A 19,826-nucleotide genomic window follows, 5' to 3' on the forward strand; every position below is an offset into this window, starting at 1 on the left:
TCACTTTTCGTGCGCTCAACCTGCTCGACGCGAACTGGAATATCGAAGGTCCGCTGGACGTAATCTTCTGTCGGAATCTGATGATCTATTTCGACAAGGCCACCCAGGCACGTCTGCTGGAACGCTTCGCGGGGCTGCTGCGCGAAGACGGTCTGCTGTTTGCGGGGCATTCGGAGAATTTCTCCAGCATCACGCAGTCCCTGCGTCTGCGCAGCCATACCGTCTACGAGCGCGCTCTCGGCAAAGGCCTGCGTGCGACGAAGGTGTCGGCATGAGCGCGCGCCAGTCCGGCAGGCCGATCGAGAAAGCGTCGACGCATACCTATTTCGATCAGCGTCACGGCATGGATGCCATTCGTGTGCTGCCTAACGAATATGCCATCAGCCGGGACGACGTGGTTCTGACCACGGTGCTCGGCTCCTGTGTGGCGGCCTGTCTGCGCGACCCGGTAGCCGGTGTCGGCGGGCTGAATCATTTCATGCTGCCTACGGCAGGCGCCGAGATGGACTCCGCCGAGGCGCGGTCCATGCGCTATGGCGACTACGCCATGGACACCCTGCTCGAGGCGCTCTACCGCCAGGGCGCGCGCCGCGAGCGGATCGAAGCCAAGGTATTCGGCGGCGCGATGCTCATGAGCGGTATGCAGGGCGCCCGTGTGGGTGAGGCCAATTCCGCTTTCATTCTCGAATATCTGGACGACTGCGGTATCGCCGTGCTGTCCCAGGAACTCAAGGGCGACTGCGCCCGACAGGTGCATTATTTTCCGGCCACCGGCCGCGTACAGCTGCGTCGACTGCGCGGCGGCGAGCGCCGCATGGTCCAGCAGGATGTGTTGCTGGCGAACAAGCTCGTGCCCGTGCTGCCGGTCGCGGCCAGGGTTGTCCCTGCGCATGCATCGACCCAGACTGGGCGCAAGGAGACGGCCTCGTGACCAAAACTGCTCAACGCCCCATTCGCGTGCTGTGTGTCGACGATTCGGCACTCATTCGCAAGCTCGTAACCGAACTCGTCAATAACGAAGACGATATGGAAATGGTCGCCACCGCGCCGGATCCGTTGGTCGCACGCGAGTTGATCAAACAACACAACCCCGACGTGCTCACGCTGGACGTGGAAATGCCGCGCATGGACGGCCTGGATTTTCTCGGCAAGCTCATGCGACTGCGGCCCATGCCGGTCATCATGCTGTCGTCGCTGACCGAACGCGGCTCGGATATCACCCTGCAGGCGCTCGAGCTGGGCGCGGTCGATTTCGTGACCAAGCCCAAGCTCGATCTCAGCCGCGGGCTGGTACAGAGCGGCCATGAAATCGTGGAAAAGATTCGCGGCGCCGCCCGGGCGACCCTGCGTCGACCCACCAGCCGTCCTGCCGACGCCCAGCCGTTGACCGCGCCCCGCGTGTCCAGCGAAAAGCTGTTTATCGTGGGTGCCTCCACCGGCGGTACGGAAGCGATTCGGGAGTTTCTCGAACCTCTGCCTGCCGACGCGCCCGCGATTCTGATCACCCAGCATATGCCGGGCGGGTTCACGGCCTCGTTTGCAAAGCGTATGGATTCGCTGTGCCGTATCCAGGTCAAGGAAGCCGAGCACGGTGAGCGGGTGCTGCCCGGGCGTGCCTATATCGCACCCGGCGGCGAGAACCATCTACGCCTGGCGCGCAGCGGCGCGAACTACGTGGTGGCCCTCGAGGCGGGGCCGCCGGTCAACCGTCATCGGCCCTCGGTCGATGTACTGTTCGACTCGGCCGCAAAACATGCCGGGCGCAATGCGATCGGCATTCTCATGACCGGCATGGGCAAGGATGGCGCGCAAGGGCTTTTGCGGATGCGCGAGGCCGGTGCGGCCACGCTCGCCCAGGATGAAGCCAGCTGCGTGGTCTTCGGCATGCCCCGCGAAGCCATTGCCATCGGCGCGGCCCAGGCGGTGGTGCCGATCGACGAGATGGCGCGCCATGCGCTGGCGCTGCTCGCCGGTCCGGAAAGTCGCGCACTGCGAATCTGAACACAGCATGGGCCAGGCCCAGCACGACCTATCACACACCCACAGGCCAGTTAACAAACCGAGATATCGCCATGGCGGACAAGAACCTCAACTTCCTCGTCGTCGACGACTTTTCCACGATGCGCCGCATCGTGCGCAATCTGCTCAAGGAACTGGGCTACAACAATGTCGAAGAGGCCGAAGATGGGGCCGAGGCATTGGATAAGCTCAACACCGGCAAGTTCCAGTTCGTGGTTTCCGACTGGAACATGCCCAACCTGGACGGGCTGGAAATGCTCAAGCGTATTCGTGCCAGTGATACGCTCAAGCATCTTCCGGTGCTCATGGTCACCGCCGAAGCGAAGAAGGAAAACATCGTCGCTGCGGCCCAGGCAGGCGCCAGCGGCTATGTGGTCAAGCCGTTTTCGGCGGCGACGCTGGAAGAAAAACTCGAGCGGATCTTCGACAAACTCGGCATGTAAGCGCGTGCCCGACGGGCAGGAGAAGGCAGCATCATGGAAAACAGTCATTCGGCCGAACAGGCCTCCCCCGCGCAGGCCGAGGAGCTGATCGATCGTATCGGCCATCTCACCCGCGCGCTCAACGAAAGCATGCGCGAGCTGGGACTCGATCGCGAGGTGGAAAAAGCGGCCGACGCCATTCCGGATGCGCGTGATCGGCTCAACTATATCGCCACGATGACCGAGCAGGCGGCCGAGACGGCGTTGTCGTCGATCGAAGTCGCACAGCCGCTGCAAAGCGAGATAGAAAACCGTGCGGTCAAGCTCGACGAGCGCTGGCAGTCGTGGTTCGAGTCGCCGATCGAGTTGGCCGACGCGCGCGAACTCGTTCGCGATACCCGCAGCTACCTGCAATGGGTGCCGGAGCAGACACAGGCAACCAGCGCCCAGCTGCACGACATCATGATGGCCCAGGATTTTCAGGATCTCACCGGGCAGGTGATCAAGAAACTCGTGGTCGTTATTCGCGATATCGAAAAGCAGCTCATCGACGTGCTGTTGCAGTATCTGCCCGAAGACCGTGTACGCGGGCGCGAGGCTGAACTACGCGACAAGAACGGCGAGAACGGCTCGTTGCTCAACGGTCCGCAGATCCAGACCGAAGGCAACGCCGATATCGTGACCGATCAGTCACAGGTGGACGACCTGCTGGACAGCCTCGGGTTCTGACAAAGACGGGCGCGACGGCGCCCGCATCCCCCGCATCCGACGATAAGCGCGCATTAACGCCGCTGTTCGCGCAATCGCATTGCGCGCGCGCTTTGCATAATGCCCACTCGAAACCTCGGCCGTTGCCTGCTCAAATGGGCAGCGGCCCCTCGAGTAGCGCATGTCCAACGAAAGCGATGCGGAAAAAACAGAACCGGCAACCCCGCGACGCCTGGAAAAGGCGCGCGAGGACGGCCAGGTTCCGCGTTCGCGCGAATTGGCGACTTTTCTGCTGCTGTGCGTGGGGCTGGCCAGCCTATGGCTGATGTCCAGCTGGATGGGCGAGCAGATGATGACCGTCATGCAGTCCAGCATGCGCTTCGACGCCGCCATGGCGATGGACAGCAGCCGCCTGCTGAGTCATCAGTGGGCTCAGGTTCTGACCACGCTCGGCGCGCTCGCGCCCATTACCCTGCCGCTGGTTGTGATTGCGCTGCTCGCGCCTACGCTGCTCGGCGGCTGGTTGTTTTCGGCCAAGTCGATCAAGTTCGATGCCAAGAAACTCGACCCTATCAAGGGCCTGGGGCGCATCTTCTCCTCCCAGGGGCTGATCGAACTCGTCAAGGCGATCGCCAAGACGGTGCTGATTGGTTCGGTGGCCGTCTGGTTTGTCTATACCCATCTCGACCAGCTGCTGGCGCTCGCCCAGGAGCAGGGCCACGGCGCGCTGTTGCACGCGCTCACCCTGATCGTGACCTGTTGCGCGTTGATGCTGTTGGCATTCACGGTGGTCGTGGGTATCGACGTGCCTTACCAGCTGTGGAGCCACCACAAAAAGCTGCGCATGAGCCGCCAGGAGATCAAGGACGAGCACAAGGAATCCGAGGGCGATCCGCAGCTCAAGGCCAAGATCCGTCAGCAGCAGCAGGCGATGGCACGCGGACGCATGATGAGCGAAGTGCCCACCGCCGACGTGATCGTGACCAACCCGACCCATTACGCGGTTGCCCTGTCCTATCGCGACGGCGAGATGAACGCGCCGCGGGTGGTCGCCAAGGGCGCGGACAATGTAGCGGCCAAAATCCGTGAACTGGGGGCGGAATCGGGCGTACCCTTGCTTGAGGCGCCGCCGCTGGCACGCGCGCTGTATCGCCACGGCGATCTGGATACGGAAATTCCGGCCGCGCTGTATACCGCGGTGGCTGAAGTGCTGGCCTGGGTATTCCAGCTCAAGCGCTATCAACAGGGCGGCGGGGTGCCGCCGGTCAAACCCACGGCAATAGCCGTGCCCCCCGGGCTCGACCCGGACGAGGAAGACAGCAACGCATGAACGCTTTAAACACGATGTTCGGCCGCCTCGGGGCAGGCGGCGCCGGCCAGTACAAGATGCTGGCCGGGCCGATTCTGATCCTCATGATCATGGCGATGATGATCCTGCCGTTGCCGCCGTTCGTGCTGGATCTGTTCTTCACGTTCAATATCGCGCTGTCGATCATGGTGCTGCTGGTGGCCATGTTCACCAAGAAGCCGCTCGACTTTGCGGCGTTCCCTACCGTCTTGCTGTTTGCCACCCTGCTGCGGCTGTCGCTGAACGTGGCGTCGACCCGTGTCGTGCTCATGAACGGCCATTCCGGCGCGGGTGCTGCCGGCCAGGTCATCGAGGCCTTTGGCCAGTTTCTGGTCGGGGGCAACTTCGCGGTTGGTCTCGTCGTGTTCGGCATCCTGATCGTGATCAACTTCATGGTGATCACCAAGGGTGCAGGGCGTATTGCCGAGGTGGGCGCGCGCTTCACTCTCGACGCCATGCCCGGCAAACAGATGGCCATCGACGCCGACCTCAACGCCGGCCTGATCAACGAACAGCAGGCCAAGGAACGGCGTCAGGAGATCGCCCAGGAAGCCGATTTCTTCGGTTCCATGGACGGCGCCAGCAAGTTCGTGCGCGGTGATGCCATTGCCGGCATCCTGATCATGGTCATCAACCTCATCGGCGGCCTGATCATCGGCATGGGCGAACACGGCCTGTCGGCCGGCGAGGCCGCCCGGACCTATACCCTGCTCACCATCGGCGATGGTCTGGTCGCCCAGGTGCCCGCGCTGGTGATTTCGACCGCGGCCGGCGTGACCGTGTCGCGCGTGAGCACCGAACAGGACGTCGGCCAGCAGATGCTGGCGCAGTTGTTTACCAACCCGCAGGTACTGTATCTGTCGGCCGGCGTGCTCGGCATGCTGGGCCTGGTGCCGGGCATGCCGAACCTGGTGTTCCTGTTCTTCACCGCGCTGCTGGGCGGGCTGGGCTGGTATCTGCAAAAGCAGGCACGCGTCGCCCAGGCGCAGGCCGAGCAGCAGGCCCCGGCCGCCCCGATCACCGCCGAAACCAAGGAGGCGAGCTGGGACGATGTCCAGCTGGTCGATCCCTTGAGCCTGGAGGTCGGCTATCGGCTGATCCCGCTGGTCGACGCGCATCAGGATGGCGAGCTGCTCAAGCGCATCAAGGGCGTACGCAAGAAATTCGCCCAGGAAGTCGGCTTTTTGCCGCCGGTGGTACATATCCGCGACAACCTGGAATTTCAGCCGCATAGCTACAGCCTGGCCCTGAACGGCGTTGAAATCGGCCGTGGCGAGGCCTATCCCGGCCAGTGGCTGGCCATCGATCCCGGGCAGGCCCATGGCACGCTTGAAGGCCGGGCCGGCACCGATCCCGCCTTCGGCCTGCCGGCGGTCTGGATCGAGGACGGCCATCGCGAGCAGGCCGAGGTCCAGGGCTATACGGTGGTCGATGCTTCGACCGTGATTGCAACGCATATCAATCATCTGCTGGCCCAGCACGCCAGCGACATGCTCGGGCGCAGCGAAACCCAGTCCTTGCTGGATCGGGTGAAGGCCGATAATCCGGCGCTGGTCGATGACGTGGTGCCCAAGCTGGTGCCCTTGAGCACGATTACGAGCATTCTGCAGAACCTGCTCGAAGAAGATGTCTCGATTCGCGATATGCGCCGTATTCTGGATGTGCTGGCGGGCAACGCCGGCCATACCCAGGACGTCAACGAACTCACGGCCATGGTACGGATGTCGCTTGGTCGTTCGATCGTGCAGCACTGGTACGGGGCCGCCCCGCAGCTGGAGGTCATGACGCTCGACGCCAAGCTCGAGCAGATGCTCATGCAGGCGCTGCACAACGGCGGCGGCATGGAGCCGGGTCTGGCCGATACGCTCGTCCAGCAGGTCGAGAATTCGGTCGCGCGTCAGGAAGAGCGGGGACTGCCGCCGGTGCTGGTGGTCCAGCACGAACTGCGGCCGTTGCTGACCCGTTTCCTACGCCGGCGCATGCGCCAGCTCGTGGTGCTGTCGCAGAACGAAATCCCCGACGATCGCAGCGTGCGCGTGAATATGCTTATCGGTGGGCGCTAGGCGCTGGCGCATGGCGACGAAACGTTGCCCTGCGATGATCCTTGCGCTGCTATTGGCAAGCGCATGCGTGCCAGCCATGGCGGCCGGGCGCTGGATTGCCGAAAGCCAGACGCCCACCCTGCGCCAGCAGGGCCTGCGCTACACCAGCGACACGCTATCGCCGAAGGGCGACACGCCACTGGCGGGTACGGCGATCAGCCGGGTGGAATGGCACTACGACTTCGCCGGCTGGCGGCCGCGCGCACTCAAGGTACGGCTATGCGGTGGCGGTCGCTGTATCGATGCCGCCCAGGCGCGGGGGCAGAGCATGGCGTTCGAGGGTCTGCCGGTGGCGACCGGGTTTCGTTTCGAATTCCTGATCGACGGCCGGCCGGCAACGCGCGCGCCGCTCGAGGGCGGGGCGCTGACTTTGATGGTCAACTTCCGCTAGGCAAGCTCTGCATAACCTCGCGCGGATCGCATTTGAGGCCGAACCCCTTGCGGGCCGGGGCCTTGCGCGCCTGGGCTTCGTCAAGGCGCGCTCGCTGGCAACAAGCACCCGAAGCGCACCTTTCCTCGCCAGCCACGCGCAAAGCACGCCGGCGCGACCGCGACAGGTTGTGCAGAGCTTCGCTGGGCGGGCTGGTGGCATCAATCGCCACGCCCTAGGTAAGCGCATTCTCGGCGCAGCCGGCGGCGTAAACCCGTTGACGAGCCGCTGCGAAGCCATTGAACAGAAACGCCGGGCAGCGCCCGGCGTCTATTTTTCTATGACGTTGAAAACAGCTGACGCAGTCAGCTGTCTTGATGTCGGCCTACCAACAACTCGGCTAGACGCCGTTGCGCAGGCTGTGGCTTGAGCCATAGGCACGGGTGCGCCCGTTCGGCCCGTACAGGGTCTGGCCCGTCTCACGCTGGAGAAAGCTCAACGTGCGATTGGTGTGGTCCAGCCGGGTTTCGATGGCCAGGCCGTTGATCTGGTTCTGGGCGCGCGCGGCTTCGATACGTTCGAGCAGTGCCTGCCAGATGGCATCGCAGCCCAACGAAGCGGCAAGCTGGCCGGCGCCGTCACGGCCCGTGTCGTAGCCGCGCTCGGCCAGCATTGCCCGCCGTTGGCCGTCGAGCTGCTCCAGCGTGTTGGCCTGGGCGGCCTTGCGCTCGGTCAGCCGCGCCAGAGCGTCGACGGCGACCGGCGCCTCGGTGAACAACGCCTGCTCCTTGTCGAGCACGGTCATGAACTCGCCCAGAGCGTCGTGATGCTGTTGCAGATTGATCGCGAAGGGGTCGTTCATGATGTTGTCCTGGTTATGATTTGCCGGAAACCAACGCCTGGGCGCTGGCAATCAGGCCGTCGGCGATCTTGTCGGAACGGATCTCGAGCTTGCCCTGGCTGATTGCGTCGCGAATCTCGTTCACGCGCGCCATGTCGATGTCCTGGGAAGCATCCGAAATGCCGGAGGCCTGAAAACGGGCCGAGGCGGCTGCCGCGGGCGCCTGGGCGCCGGCTTTGGCTTCGTCGGTCTTCTTGATGTCGCGCGTCTCGGTGTTGACGATACGCGGTGTGTTCTGGGTCGGGTCGATATTCACGGCTGTATTCCTCGAACGTTCCTGCTGGAACGATTGTGCGTGCCATGGCGCAAACATCGGCGCTCGGATTTATTTCTTTAATCCAGAAACGTCGATATCGCGCGCAACGGATCAACGCGTGATCGTTACCGTATTCTCGTTCGTGCTCCGGCCGATGACAATCGAGCCCTCCTGTGTGCTCACCCGCACGTCGCCACCCAGCGGTGCGGCATTGAGGGCCTTGCCCTCGGTTGTGATTGAAAAGCCGGGGCCCACGGCCACGACGCGTACCAGCTCGCCGCGCTTGATCGCCACGGGCGCATGGACCATGGATTCGCTCAAAGCGCGCCCTGCGGCGACGCGGCGGCTTGCCGACATGCCGACAAGCGCCTCCGGGCGGGTCGCGACATTGCCGGGCAGGCGCGACAGGTCGCCCTGTTCGCGCCGGATATCGGCCATGCCGATCACATCGCCGGGCATCAGGTCGCGGGCGGCTACGTAGTAGTCGGCGATCACGTTCACGCGCGCCTGGAAATAGCGCGTGGCCGGGCGATCGCCCGGGCACTGCACGCCAACCGTGATATTGCCGGCAACGCGCGGATTGCGCCCCGGCAAAAACGGTCGCGGATTGTTGCATGCCGGCATGGCAACCGCGGGCATGGTCACCGAAATGTCCACCTCGCCCTCGGCCGCCGTCTGGCTGCGCAGATAATCGGTCAGCAGCTGCTGCATCGCCGCGTCGTCGGCCTGGGCTGACCACGTGACGCAGCCAAACAACGCCACGGCCAGAAGCCGTAGTGCGATGCGTGCTTTGCGACGGGCGGGGGCCGGGTTCATGTGGTAGTGGCTCGTATGGGCAGCGGTGATCTCGTGTTGGCGAATTCTAGGGCCGGTGACGGTCGTACCATTCGGTGAATTAGAGCCCAAATTGGTGCCTGTTCTGGTCATGGACTTGCCAGACGTCCTCTTAGTATGAGCCTCGCAAAACCATCTGCAGGCCATGAGGGGAGCAGCCACCATGCTCGATCGACTCGAAGCATCGCTGAGTTTCTATAAAAACGCACTCGATCTGCGCGACAAGCGCCAGGACGTGCTGTCGGCGAATATCGCCAACTCCGATACGCCGGGCTACAAGGCGCGGGACTTCGATTTTCGCGCCGAACTCGACCGCGTGCTTGGAGCCGCCGGCAATAACGCCACGCCGGCGGTGCCGTTGAAGACCACGTCGGCCGGGCATATGAGCGCGGCAAGCCCCGGCAGCATTGACGGCACCCAGCTGGCCTATCGCAACGCCTACCAGCCGAGCCTGGACGGCAACACCGTGGATATGGACGTCGAACGCGTCGAGTTCATGAACAACGCCGTCCACTACCGCGCCAACCTTCAGATTCTGGGCTCGCAAATCAAGGGTCTGCGCGCTGCGATGCAGCCCGAGCGCTGATCAGCGTCTAACCACGAGGGATAAGAATGTCGATTTCCAATCTTTTCAACACCGCGGGTTCGGCGCTCACCGCCCAGTCGCAGCGCATGAACGTGGCGGCCAGCAACATGGCCAACGCCGACAGCGTGGCCGGGCCGAACGGCGAACCGTACCGCGCCAAGCAGGTGATGTTCGAACTCAATGCCGGCAGCGCCGAGGGCATCGGCGGCGTGCGCGTATCCAACGTCATCGAAAGCGATGCGCCCTTTCGTCAGGAATACAACCCGGGGCATGCCCTGGCCGACGACAAGGGCTATGTCCAGATGCCCAACGTCAATCCCACCGACGAAATGATCAACATGATCTCTTCGTCACGTTCCTACCAGGCCAACATCGAAGTGCTCAACACCGGCAAGGAGCTGGCGCTGCGTACGTTGTCGCTCGGCGAATAACCACAAGGTCCAATCATTATGGCTACCGATATTCTGGGTTCTCTGAATGCGTCGAGCGGCTCCACCGCCACGACCTCGGCGTCGCGCACCCGCGCCAAGGACATGAGCGAGCAGTTCATGACGCTGCTGGTTGCACAAATGCAGAACCAGGACCCGCTCAACCCGATGGACAACTCGCAGGTGACCTCGCAGATCGCGCAGATCAACACCGTGAGCGGCATCAATGACCTCAACGACACCCTGGCCGCGATCAACGGCCAGATCGGCAAATCGCAGCAGCTCCAGGCCAGTGCCCTGATCGGGCGCGGCGTACTGGTGCCGGGCAACGACATCAGCGTGGGCGAGCAGGGCTCGTCGCTGCCGTTCGGCATGGATCTCGATGGCCCGGCGAGCCAGGTCAAGCTCACCATCACCGATGGCAGCGGCACTGTGGTGCACGAATCCTCTTACAAGGACCAGCCGGCCGGCACCCAGTCGTTCTCCTGGGATGGCACCGATACCTCTGGAAACGTTGTGACCAAGGGCAACTATCGCTTTGCCATCGAGGCCGTCGGTCCCAACGGCGAGTCGGTGCAGGTCGAGCCGCTATCGACCGGCTATGTCAGCGGCGTGGTCGCCGGCGACAACGGGGCCAAGCTCGATCTCGGCCCGCACAAGGGGCTGGTCGATCTCGACGCCATCCGCCAGATCATCTAGTTCCAGGTATCGCGAATTGCGGGCGTAAACGCACGCTAATCGATCAATCATCACGCCCGCGATCGGGCAATACTCAACACTCGAATCACGAGGAAAGCACCATGAGTTTTTCGCAAGGGGTCAGCGGTCTTAACGCGGCCAACAGCAGCCTGAGCAGTATCGGTAACAACATCGCCAACTCGCAGACCGTGGGCTTCAAGTCCGGTCGCAGCGAATTCGCCGACATCTATGCCGGTGCCAAGACCGGCCTGGGCGCCACCGTATCCGGCGTGACCCAGAACTTTGCCGGCGGTGCGCTCAACAACACCGGCCGCAACCTCGACATCGCGATCGACGGCGGCGGTTTCTTCCGTCTGACCGACGGCGCCCAGACCCTGTACTCGCGCAACGGCGAATTCCAGCAGACCAAGGACGGCAATATCGCCAACGCCCAGGGCGCGCTGCTGACCGGTTACAACGTGACCAACTTCAACAATCCGGCGGCCGAGCCCACCGTGGCGGCTGGCGGTAACCCGGTGCCGCTGGTCATTCCGACCGAGCGCATGAACGCCAAGGCCACCACCGAGGCTTCGCTGGCCACCGCGCTGAATGCCGGCGCCGAGACCAAGACGGGTCCGTTCAACGCCGACAATGCCGAAAGCTACAACTGGAGCACGCCCAACACCGTGTTCGATTCGCTGGGCAACGCGCATAGCGTGAACCTGTTCTTCACCAAGACCGCGTCCAACAGCTGGAGCGTTAACGGCGAAATGGCGCTGGGCGATGAGTCCAACCTGCCGCGCACGGTCGATGCCAACGAAACCTACAACGGCTTTGACCCGGTGACCAATGGCAACGGGCGTTATAGCTTCAGCGAAGGCGGCAACAACTACACCGCCTTTGTATCGGGCGCGAGTGCGAACCCGGATGGCAGCTTCTCCGGCGGCCAGATCCGCTATGTGCAGCAGCTGCCGGCCAGCACCCTGAGCTTCAACGCCAACGGTAACCTGGTCGAAGCCGGTCAGCAGAACAAGCCCGATACGCTGGGCAGCTCGTCGGTGTCCTACAGCCTGAATGCGCAGAACGGGTCGGCGCCGATCAACTTCAGCTTCGATTTCGCCGGCTCCTCGCAGACCGCGCAGGAATTTTCTGCCAGCACGCCGCAGCAGAACGGCTATGTGTCGGGTGATCTGACCGCGATCAACGTCGGCAAGGACGGCATGATCCGTGGCAGCTACTCCAACGGTCAGGCCATCAACCTGGGCCAGATCGCTCTGGCCAGCTTCCGTAACGAGCAGGGTCTGTCCCCGGTGGGCGGCAATGCCTGGGTGGAAACCGCGGCATCCGGCCAGGCCGGTCTGGGTGTGGCCGGTACCGGTCAGTTCGGCAGCCTGCTGGGTTCGACCCTCGAGGCTTCCAACGTGGATCTGTCCCAGCAGCTGGTCGAGATGATCATCGCGCAGCGTAACTATCAGGCCAATGCGCAGACCATCAAGACGCAGGATCAGGTCCTGCAGACCGCGGTCAACCTGCGCTAGTCGCAGCTGATCGTTTCGTTAGCACGCTTCAACCGCCGGACGTCACGCTATGGATCGACTGCTTTATACCGCGCTAAGCGGCGCCACCCAGACCCTGGAACGCCAGGCCGTCGTGGCCAACAACATGGCCAACGCCTCGACCCCGGGTTTTCGTGGCCAGCTGTCGATGTTCCGGGCCGTGCCCGTCAATGGTGACGGTCTGGCGACGCGTGCGATCACGGCCAGCACCACCCCGGGGGCCGATCTGACCCCCGGGGATATTACCGACACGGGCCGCAGTCTCGATGTGGCCATCGACGGCGAGGGCTGGCTGGCGGTACAGGCCGAGAACGGCGAGGAAGCCTACACCCGCGCAGGCGGGCTGCAGATGGACTCGACCGGCCTGCTGCGCAGCAACGGCAATGTGGTGCTCAGCGAGTTCGGTGCACCGCTGGTGCTGCCCCTCGGGGCCCAGGTCACGATCGCGCCCGACGGCACGATTTCGGCCATCGGTGCGGGCGATCAGCCCGATGCGATCGCCGAGATCGGGCGTCTCAAGCTGGTCAACCCGGAGCCCGGTCAGATCGCACGCGGCGGCGACAACCTGTTCCATCCGCGCAACAACGAAGACGGCACGCCCGGCGCGCCGTTCGCGGCGGACGACACGGTACGCGTTGTCAGTGGCGCGATCGAGGCCAGCAACGTCGATGCCACGGAAGCCATGGTGTCGATGATCGAAAACGCCCGTCGCTTCGAAATGCAGATGAAGATGATCAGCAGCATCGATGAAAACGATCAGAGCGCCAACAAGCTGCTCTCGCTGAGCTAGGTTTTTTTTAGATACGAATCGCGCACGGGCATACCGTCCGGCGCAACGAGGGAAAACGCATGATTCGCTCACTCTGGATTGCCAAGACCGGCCTGGAATCCCAGCAGGTCAAACTCGACACCATCGCCAACAACCTGGCGAACGTGTCGACCAACGGCTTCAAGCGCTCGCGCGCGGTCTTTCAGGATCTGCTCTATCAGGACATGCGCCAGCCCGGCGCGCTGTCGTCGGTCCAGACGAACCTGCCTTCGGGCCTGCAGATCGGCTCCGGCGTGCAGCCGGTGGCCAACGAACGTCTGCACTCGCAGGGCAACCTCGAGCAAACCGGCAACTCCAAGGATGTCGCCATCGACGGCCGCGGTTTCTTTGCCGTGCAGATGCCCGACGGTACCAACGCCTACACGCGTGACGGCTCGTTCCAGATCGACCAGAACGGTCAGCTGGTCACCGCCACGGGCTTCCCGGTCGAGCCGGCCATCACCATTCCGGAAAATGCGCTGTCGATCAGCGTAGCCACCGACGGCACCGTATCGGTGACCCAGCCGGGTACGGCCGAGAACGTCCAGGTGGGCCAAATGCAGCTGACCACGTTCATCAACCCGACCGGTCTGCAGAGCATCGGCGACAACCTCTATCGCGAAACCACGGCTTCGGGCCCGCGCAACGACAGCATTCCGGGCCTGAACGGCACGGGTCTGCTACGGCACAAGTTCGTGGAAACCTCGAACGTGAACGTGGTCGAGGAAATGGTGAACATGATCGCCACCCAGCGCGCCTACGAGATCAACTCCAAGGCGGTCGAAACCTCCGACCAGATGCTTCAGCGTCTGGCCCAGCTGTAACGAGCCGACAATGTCCAGCACGCGCCTGCTTTCGCGGATTCTTCGTCTGGTCGTCATAGTGGCGGCGTTGGGCGTGCTTTCGGCCTGTGCGCAGCTGCCGCGCAAGAACGTGGTCGAAGGTCCGACCACGGCGCCGCCGCAGCTGCCGCCGGCGCCGCCGGCCGACGGCTCCATCTTCCGAGCCAGCTATACCAAGCCGCTGTTCGAGGACCGGCGCCCGACCCAGGTCGGCGATATTCTCACCATCGTGCTGGATGAGGCGGTGAGCGCGTCCAAGAGTTCGGCGGCCAAGGCCAGCCGCAACGGGTCGGTCCAGTTTACGCCCACCCAGATCCCGGAAGCGCTGCAGAGCCTGCTGGAAGCTCAGGGGACCGATATATCCGGCGACAACAGCTTCAACGGCAGCGGCGGTGCGAATGCCTCCAACAACTTCACCGGCACGATCACCGTGACCGTGATGGACGTACTGCCCAACGGCAATCTGCAGGTAGCCGGCGAGAAGCGTATCGGCATCAACCAGGGCGTGGAATACATCCTGTTCTCGGGCGTGGTCAATCCGCGCACGGTATCGGCCGACAGCACCGTCATCTCCACCCAGGTGGCCAACGCGCGGCTCGAATACTACGGCGATGGCTATATCGACGAGGCCCAGCGCATGGGCTGGCTGCAGCGCGTGTTCCTGAACCTGTCGCCGCTTTAACTCTTTGATGAATCGTTTGTTCCTCCTTTTACGAGCGAGACAAGACATGATCCAGATCGGCCGTTGCAAACGTTTGCTGCTGGCACTCGCCGGCGCCGTGCTGATGGTCGGCACCGCCCAGGCCGCGCGCCTGGGCGATATCGCCACCTTCAGCGGCGTGCGTTCCAACCCGCTGGTCGGCTACGGCCTTGTCGTGGGCCTGGGCAATACCGGCGACCAGACCACGCAGACGCCGTTCACCAGCCAGGCGCTCAAGAACATGCTTACCCAGCTGGGTGTGACCGTGCCGGCCGGCACCAACATGCAGCTCAAGAACGTCGCTGCGGTGATGGTCACGGCCGACCTGCCGCCGTTTGCCGGCACCGGCCAGCAGCTGGATGTGACGGTTTCCTCGGTGGGTAACGCCAAGAGCCTGAGCGGCGGCACCCTGCTGATGACGCCCTTGAAGGGCGCAGACGGCAATATCTATGCGCTGGCCCAGGGCAATATTCTTGCTCCCGGCATCAGCGCCAGCGCGGGCGGCAGCAGCGTGCAGGTCAACCAGACCGGCGCCGGTCGTATCCCGGAAGGCGCGACCATCGAGCGCACCGTGCCTACGCAGCTTGCCATGGGTGGTGAAATCGACCTTGCCCTCAAGCGTGCCGACTTCAACACGGCGTTGCGCACCATGAATGCCATCAACCAGGCGTTCGGTTCCGATATCGCCACCGCCAAGAATGCCCGCACCATCACCCTGCGCGCGCCGGTGGACGAAGGCGCCAAGGTAGCGTTTCTTGCCCGTGTGCAGGCACTGGACGTAACCCCGGGCCAGGAAGTACCGCGCGTGGTGATCAATTCGCGTACCGGTTCGATCGTGATGAATCGCAACGTCACCCTCAACAGCGCCGCGATCGCCCACGGCAGCCTGTCGGTGGTAATCGACTCGAACCCGATCGTCAGTCAGCCGAACGCATTGTCGGGCGGTCAGACCGCGGTTGTGCCCAATGCCGATATCTCGGTCCAGGAGGGCAGCGGTACGCTGCATACGATCACCGAAAGCGCGTCGCTGCGCGAGGTGGTGGATGCGCTCAATCGCCTGGGGGCTACGCCCAACGATCTGATGGCTATTCTGGAAGCGCTCAAATCCGCGGGTGCCCTGAACGCCGAGCTGGAGATCATCTAGATGACGAACACAGGCATGAGCGGCGATTTCGCCCTGAGCATGAACGGTGTCTCCAAGCTCAAGTATTCGGCACGCAACTCGCCGGATGAAGGCATCAAGGAGGCCGCCAAGCAGTTCGAGGCCGTTTTTCTGCAGAAGATGCTCAAGCAGATGCGCGATGCCATCCCGCAGAGCGGCCTGCTCAACAGCCAGCGCTCGGAAATGTATCAGTCGCTCATGGATCAGCAGTGGGCACAGACGCTGTCGCAGCGCGGCATCGGCCTGGCCGATATGCTGACCGAGCAGCTGCAGGGCAAAGGGCCTAAGTCGGCGCAGCCGGCCGACGCGGTCGATTCCTTTCTGGCTTCGATTCCCAATGCCACGCCACAGCCGCTGCGGGCCTCGGATCCGGTCGAGCCACGTCGTGCCGATAACGCACCGGCGGACGATCTGGCGCGCAAGGAATTTCCGCGCCCGCCCCTGCAGGCGGCGGTCAACGAGGCCATCGCCACCCGGCGTAGCGTGGCTGATACTCAGGCGTCGGCCACCGACACAGTACGTCGTGCCGTATTGCCCGATCACGTCAACGCTTTTCTGGATCGCATGGAATCCGCGGCCGCGGTCGCTGCCCGCGAAACCGGCATTCCGAAACGCCTGATTCTTGCTCAGGCGGCGCTGGAAACCGGCTGGGGCAAGCACGAGATCACCCGTGCCGACGGACGCCCGAGCTTTAACGTGTTCAATATCAAGGCCACCGGTTGGGACGGCGACGCCGCCCGTGTAACGACCACCGAATATGCCGGCTCGCGGCGCTACACCACGCAGGCCGAATTCCGTGCCTACGATTCCTACGAGCAGGCGTTTTCGGACTACGCGCGTCTGTTGACCCAGTCGCCGCGCTACAAGCCGGTGGTCGATGCGCCCACGGCTGAACACGCCGCGCGGGCACTGCAGAACTGCGGTTATGCCACCGATCCGGCCTATGCGAACAAGTTGGTTTCGATCATGAGCACGCTGCCTGCGGATACGCCGGCGCCCGCCGCGAAGCCCGAGCAGTTCGCCAGGGCAGAAGGGGCGGATCTGAGCCGTCTTTTCTAAGCCGTACGGGCGCTGAGAGGGTTCAACTTCTTCGCACTTTGGCCGTTATTTCCAGGTATGAGAGCACCGTCGGTGCGCATGCCAAACTTGTAGAGCGATCATGTCCAATCTATTCGGCATCGGCTTGAGTGGCCTGGGGGCAGCGCAAACCGCGCTGGCCACGACCAGCAACAACATAAGCAACGTCAAAACGCCCGGTTACAACCGCCAGGTGGTAGGGCTGAGTACGTCCCAGCAAGGCGATGGCCAGGGCGGCGGCGTGCGCACCACGGGTGTGGAGCGCCAGTATCAGCAATATCTGACCGGCCAGCTCAACGATGCGCAGAGCCGTTCGAGCGCGCTGGACAGCCATCTCGGCCAGATATCGCAGATCAACAACCTGTTGGGCGATAGCGAAGCCGGCCTGGCACCGCTGATGCAGAAGTTCTTCAGTGGCCTGCAGACCTTGTCGGCGAGCCCGGCGGATTCCGCCGCACGCGAGTCGCTGCTGGGCGATGCCAACAGCATGACCGCCCAGTTCCGAGCGTTTTCGGAATACTTGTCCGACATGGGTGAAAGCGTCGAGTCGCAGATGAAGGGCGCGATCACGCAGGTCAACAACTACGCCGAGCAGATTTCCAACCTCAATACGCAGATCGTTCAGGCCCAGGCCAAGACCGGACAGGCCCCGAACAACCTGCTTGATCAGCGCGACCAGCTGGTTTCGGCGCTGGGCGATCTGGTGGACGTCAAGCTGTCGGTTCAGGACGGCAATTCCTACCATGTGATGGTAGCCGGCCAGCCGCTGGTCGACGCCACCGGGGCGAAATCGCTCAAGCTGGTGGATTCGAGCGCCGACCCGACCCGTTCGGCGATCGCCTTCGATGTCGGCAATGGCCAGCTGCGCGAACTCTCCGAAACGAGCATCAAGGGTGGCTCCATCGGCGGCCTGCTTGCTTTTCGCAAGGATTCGCTCGAGCCCGCCCAGCAGCGTCTGGATCAGTTGGCGCATACGCTTGCCGCGCGCATGAACGAAGTCCACCAGGGTGGGACCACGTACAAGGGTCAGGCCGGGGGCGCGTTCTTCGAAGTGGCGAGCCCGGTGAGCTTCAGCGACGAGAAAAACAGCGGAACGGCGAGCCTGGAGGTGACGTTCACCGAGGGCGCAAGCGCCGAAGTCCGCGCCAGCAACTATCGGCTGGAATACAACGGGGACACGAACTCCTATGCGCTCACGCGCACGAGCGACGGCAACAAGCGCTTTTTTGGTGGTGACGAATCACCGTTGCAGTTCGACGGCGTCGAGGTCCGGGTGCAGGGCGACGTTGCCGATGGCGATGCGTTCGTGATCAAACCGCTGGATCGCGCCGCGGCCAGCATGGAAGTCGCGGTCAAGAATACGTCCGAGATTGCTGCCGCTCAGGGCGGCGGTACGGGCGACAACCGCAATGCGCTGGCCATGGCGGCCCTGCAGGATGAAACCGCGATCGAAGGCGAGAGCAGCTTCAACAGCGGCTATGCACGCCTGGTGAGCGATATCGGTAACAAGACACGCTCGCTTCAGGTCAACAGCAGTGCGCAGCAGATGCTCACCAGCGAACTTGCCACGGCACAGCAGTCGGTTTCTGGCGTGAACCTCGATGAAGAGCGCGTCAACCTGCTGTATTACCAACAAATGTATCAAGCGAATGCCAAGGTCATCGAAACGGCGGCAAGCCTGTTCGATACGTTGCTCGGCATCCGCGCCTAGTTTTCACTGAAAGGCACACGTCATGCGCTTGAGCACCAATTCGATTTACAGCATGAGCATGCAGTCGATCTTGCGCCAGCAGGGCCAGGTCGCGGGCATCGGCCAGCAGCTTGCCAGTGGCAAAAAGATCGTGACCCCGGCCGACGACCCGCGCGCTGCTTCGCAGGCGCTCGTCGTATCGCAGGCCAGCGCGGTCAACGAGCAGTTCGAAGCCAGTCGTACCGCCGCCCGTCGCAGTATTTCGGCGGAGGAAACGCAGCTCGATCAGGTGACCCGGGCGCTGCAGGCGGTCACGCCGCAGCTGGTGAAGGCCGGTAACGGTACGCTCAGCGATGCCGACCGCAACTCGATTGCGACCGAGCTTGAAGGCATTTACGCCCAGATGCTCGGTAGTGCCAACGCTCAGGACGGTAATGGCCGCTTCATCTTCGCGGGACATGACGGCGACAGGACGCCGTTTGTCGAGTCCGGCGGGCGTGTGAGCTATCAGGGCGATGAGGGCCTGCAGAACCTGCGGGTGGACGCCTCCCGCATGATGGCGATCAACGATACCGGCAGCCGCGTGTTCGCCTCGGTCGCCGACAGTGCCCAGTACGTAGGCACGGCCGATGCCGGCAACGGGGGCACGGGTGTGTTTGGCTCGATCAACGTGGCCGATGCGAGTAGCGCCGACTTTGGCGACGAATTCCGTATCAGCTTCAGTGAAACGAACGGCGAAACGCGCTATAGCGTTGCCAATGCCAGCACCGGCCAGACCCTGGTTGCCGACCAGCCCTATGTCGCCGGCGAGCCCATCGAACTGGGCGAGAGCATGCGCGTCACCATCAAGGGCAGCCCCGTCAGCGGTGACGGCTTTACCTTTGCGCGCGACCGCGAAGAGGACAACAACATCCTCAATACGCTGACCGATGTGATCAACGTCCTCAAGACCGGAACCGATACCCCGGCCTCGCGCGCAGCGCTGGAAAACGGTTTGAATAGCGCCCATCGCAAGGTGGCCAACTCGCTCGACAACGTACTGACGGTGCGTGCGTCGCTGGGCTCTCGGCTCAACGAGCTGGATACCCTCGACACGGTCGGCGCAGCGCGCGGACTCAACTACGACACGACGCGCTCACAGCTCGAGGATCTCGACTACATGTCTGCCTACTCGGACTACAGCCTGGCCCAGGTGGCGCTGCAGTTTTCGCAGAAGACGTTTACCGATATTCAGAAGCTGTCGATGTTCAGCCTCAATATCTAGGGAAGCTCTGCCCAACCTGCCACGGTCGCGCCGGCGTGCTTTGCGCGCGATTGACAAGGAAGTGAGAGCGTAGCG

General features: G+C 63.2%; 22 protein-coding genes. 19 read left to right on the top strand and 3 right to left on the bottom strand.

Annotated features, from left to right (window positions below):
- The 8 genes from ABNU97_RS13245 to ABNU97_RS13280 all read left to right on the top strand — a co-directional run.
- A partial coding sequence (locus tag ABNU97_RS13245; protein WP_348767172.1) for a CheR family methyltransferase occupies positions 1–275 on the top strand: 275 nt, incomplete at its 5' end.
- Entirely contained in the window at positions 272–931 is a 660-nt protein-coding gene (locus ABNU97_RS13250) for a chemoreceptor glutamine deamidase CheD (protein WP_348767173.1), read from the top strand. The genes ABNU97_RS13245 and ABNU97_RS13250, both read left to right, overlap by 4 nt.
- Positions 928–2,001: a chemotaxis response regulator protein-glutamate methylesterase gene (locus tag ABNU97_RS13255; protein ID WP_348767174.1), complete on the top strand. Its 1,074-nt coding sequence runs from the start codon at positions 928–930 to the stop codon at positions 1,999–2,001. Before ABNU97_RS13250 ends, ABNU97_RS13255 begins: the two co-directional genes overlap by 4 nt.
- 71 nt (positions 2,002–2,072) lie before the next feature.
- Positions 2,073–2,462 (top strand): chemotaxis response regulator CheY, encoded by a 390-nt coding sequence (cheY, locus tag ABNU97_RS13260; RefSeq protein ID WP_348767175.1) that lies wholly within the window; start codon positions 2,073–2,075, stop codon positions 2,460–2,462.
- Between the two features lie 33 nt (positions 2,463–2,495).
- Positions 2,496–3,170 carry a protein phosphatase CheZ gene (cheZ, locus tag ABNU97_RS13265; protein WP_348767176.1) on the top strand — a complete coding sequence of 225 codons (675 nt, stop codon included), beginning with the start codon at positions 2,496–2,498 and terminating at the stop codon, positions 3,168–3,170.
- 160 nt (positions 3,171–3,330) lie between these two features.
- On the top strand, positions 3,331–4,479 hold the full coding sequence (gene flhB / locus ABNU97_RS13270) for a flagellar biosynthesis protein FlhB (protein WP_348767177.1): 1,149 nt from the start codon (positions 3,331–3,333) through the stop codon (positions 4,477–4,479).
- Entirely contained in the window at positions 4,476–6,560 is a 2,085-nt protein-coding gene (gene flhA / locus ABNU97_RS13275) for a flagellar biosynthesis protein FlhA (RefSeq protein WP_348767178.1), read from the top strand. The genes flhB and flhA overlap by 4 nt, the downstream gene beginning before the upstream one ends.
- Positions 6,561–6,570: 10 nt before the next feature.
- The gene (locus tag ABNU97_RS13280; protein ID WP_348767179.1) at positions 6,571–6,990 is read left to right on the top strand and encodes a flagellar protein FlhE; all 420 of its coding nucleotides are present in this window, start codon (positions 6,571–6,573) and stop codon (positions 6,988–6,990) included.
- 379 nt (positions 6,991–7,369) lie between these two features.
- Here ABNU97_RS13280 and ABNU97_RS13285 read toward each other — a convergent pair whose 3' ends face one another.
- The 3 genes from ABNU97_RS13285 to flgA all read right to left on the bottom strand — a co-directional run bounded on the left by ABNU97_RS13285 (position 7,370) and on the right by flgA (position 8,942).
- Positions 7,370–7,831 carry a flagellar protein FlgN gene (locus ABNU97_RS13285; RefSeq protein WP_348767180.1) on the bottom strand — a complete coding sequence of 154 codons (462 nt, stop codon included), beginning with the start codon at positions 7,829–7,831 and terminating at the stop codon, positions 7,370–7,372.
- 13 nt (positions 7,832–7,844) lie between these two features.
- A complete protein-coding gene (gene flgM / locus ABNU97_RS13290; protein WP_348767181.1) occupies positions 7,845–8,126 on the bottom strand; it encodes a flagellar biosynthesis anti-sigma factor FlgM in 282 nt (93 codons plus the stop codon).
- Positions 8,127–8,237: 111 nt separating this feature from the next.
- Complete coding sequence (gene flgA, locus ABNU97_RS13295) at positions 8,238–8,942, bottom strand: flagellar basal body P-ring formation chaperone FlgA (protein ID WP_348767182.1); 705 nt, start codon at positions 8,940–8,942, stop codon at positions 8,238–8,240.
- A gap of 181 nt (positions 8,943–9,123) precedes the next feature.
- Here flgA and flgB point away from each other — a divergent pair, with 181 nt between their 5' ends.
- The 11 genes from flgB to flgL all read left to right on the top strand — a co-directional run bounded on the left by flgB (position 9,124) and on the right by flgL (position 19,751).
- Complete coding sequence (gene flgB, locus ABNU97_RS13300) at positions 9,124–9,546, top strand: flagellar basal body rod protein FlgB (RefSeq protein ID WP_348767183.1); 423 nt, start codon at positions 9,124–9,126, stop codon at positions 9,544–9,546.
- Between the two features lie 26 nt (positions 9,547–9,572).
- Entirely contained in the window at positions 9,573–9,977 is a 405-nt protein-coding gene (gene flgC / locus ABNU97_RS13305; protein WP_348767184.1) for a flagellar basal body rod protein FlgC, read from the top strand.
- An 18-nt stretch (positions 9,978–9,995) separates the two neighbouring features.
- Entirely contained in the window at positions 9,996–10,673 is a 678-nt protein-coding gene (locus ABNU97_RS13310; RefSeq protein WP_348767185.1) for a flagellar hook assembly protein FlgD, read from the top strand.
- Between the two features lie 101 nt (positions 10,674–10,774).
- A complete protein-coding gene (gene flgE / locus ABNU97_RS13315; RefSeq protein WP_348767186.1) occupies positions 10,775–12,190 on the top strand; it encodes a flagellar hook protein FlgE in 1,416 nt (471 codons plus the stop codon).
- Between the two features lie 49 nt (positions 12,191–12,239).
- Positions 12,240–12,998 (top strand): flagellar basal-body rod protein FlgF, encoded by a 759-nt coding sequence (gene flgF / locus ABNU97_RS13320; protein ID WP_348767187.1) that lies wholly within the window; start codon positions 12,240–12,242, stop codon positions 12,996–12,998.
- Positions 12,999–13,057: 59 nt separating this feature from the next.
- Positions 13,058–13,840 carry a flagellar basal-body rod protein FlgG gene (gene flgG, locus ABNU97_RS13325; protein ID WP_293627629.1) on the top strand — a complete coding sequence of 261 codons (783 nt, stop codon included), beginning with the start codon at positions 13,058–13,060 and terminating at the stop codon, positions 13,838–13,840.
- Positions 13,841–13,850: 10 nt separating this feature from the next.
- Entirely contained in the window at positions 13,851–14,540 is a 690-nt protein-coding gene (locus tag ABNU97_RS13330) for a flagellar basal body L-ring protein FlgH (protein WP_348767188.1), read from the top strand.
- Positions 14,541–14,586: 46 nt separating this feature from the next.
- A complete protein-coding gene (locus tag ABNU97_RS13335) occupies positions 14,587–15,702 on the top strand; it encodes a flagellar basal body P-ring protein FlgI (RefSeq protein WP_348767189.1) in 1,116 nt (371 codons plus the stop codon).
- Positions 15,703–16,779: a flagellar assembly peptidoglycan hydrolase FlgJ gene (gene flgJ, locus ABNU97_RS13340; protein ID WP_348767190.1), complete on the top strand. Its 1,077-nt coding sequence runs from the start codon at positions 15,703–15,705 to the stop codon at positions 16,777–16,779.
- A 100-nt stretch (positions 16,780–16,879) separates the two neighbouring features.
- A complete protein-coding gene (gene flgK / locus ABNU97_RS13345; RefSeq protein WP_348767191.1) occupies positions 16,880–18,508 on the top strand; it encodes a flagellar hook-associated protein FlgK in 1,629 nt (542 codons plus the stop codon).
- Between the two features lie 22 nt (positions 18,509–18,530).
- Positions 18,531–19,751: a flagellar hook-associated protein FlgL gene (flgL, locus tag ABNU97_RS13350; RefSeq protein ID WP_348767192.1), complete on the top strand. Its 1,221-nt coding sequence runs from the start codon at positions 18,531–18,533 to the stop codon at positions 19,749–19,751.
- The last annotated feature ends 75 nt before the right edge of the window (positions 19,752–19,826 follow it).

Origin of the sequence: uncultured Salinisphaera sp., from assembly GCF_964012375.1 — a bacterium.
Taxonomy (GTDB): Bacteria; Pseudomonadota; Gammaproteobacteria; order Nevskiales; family Salinisphaeraceae; genus Salinisphaera.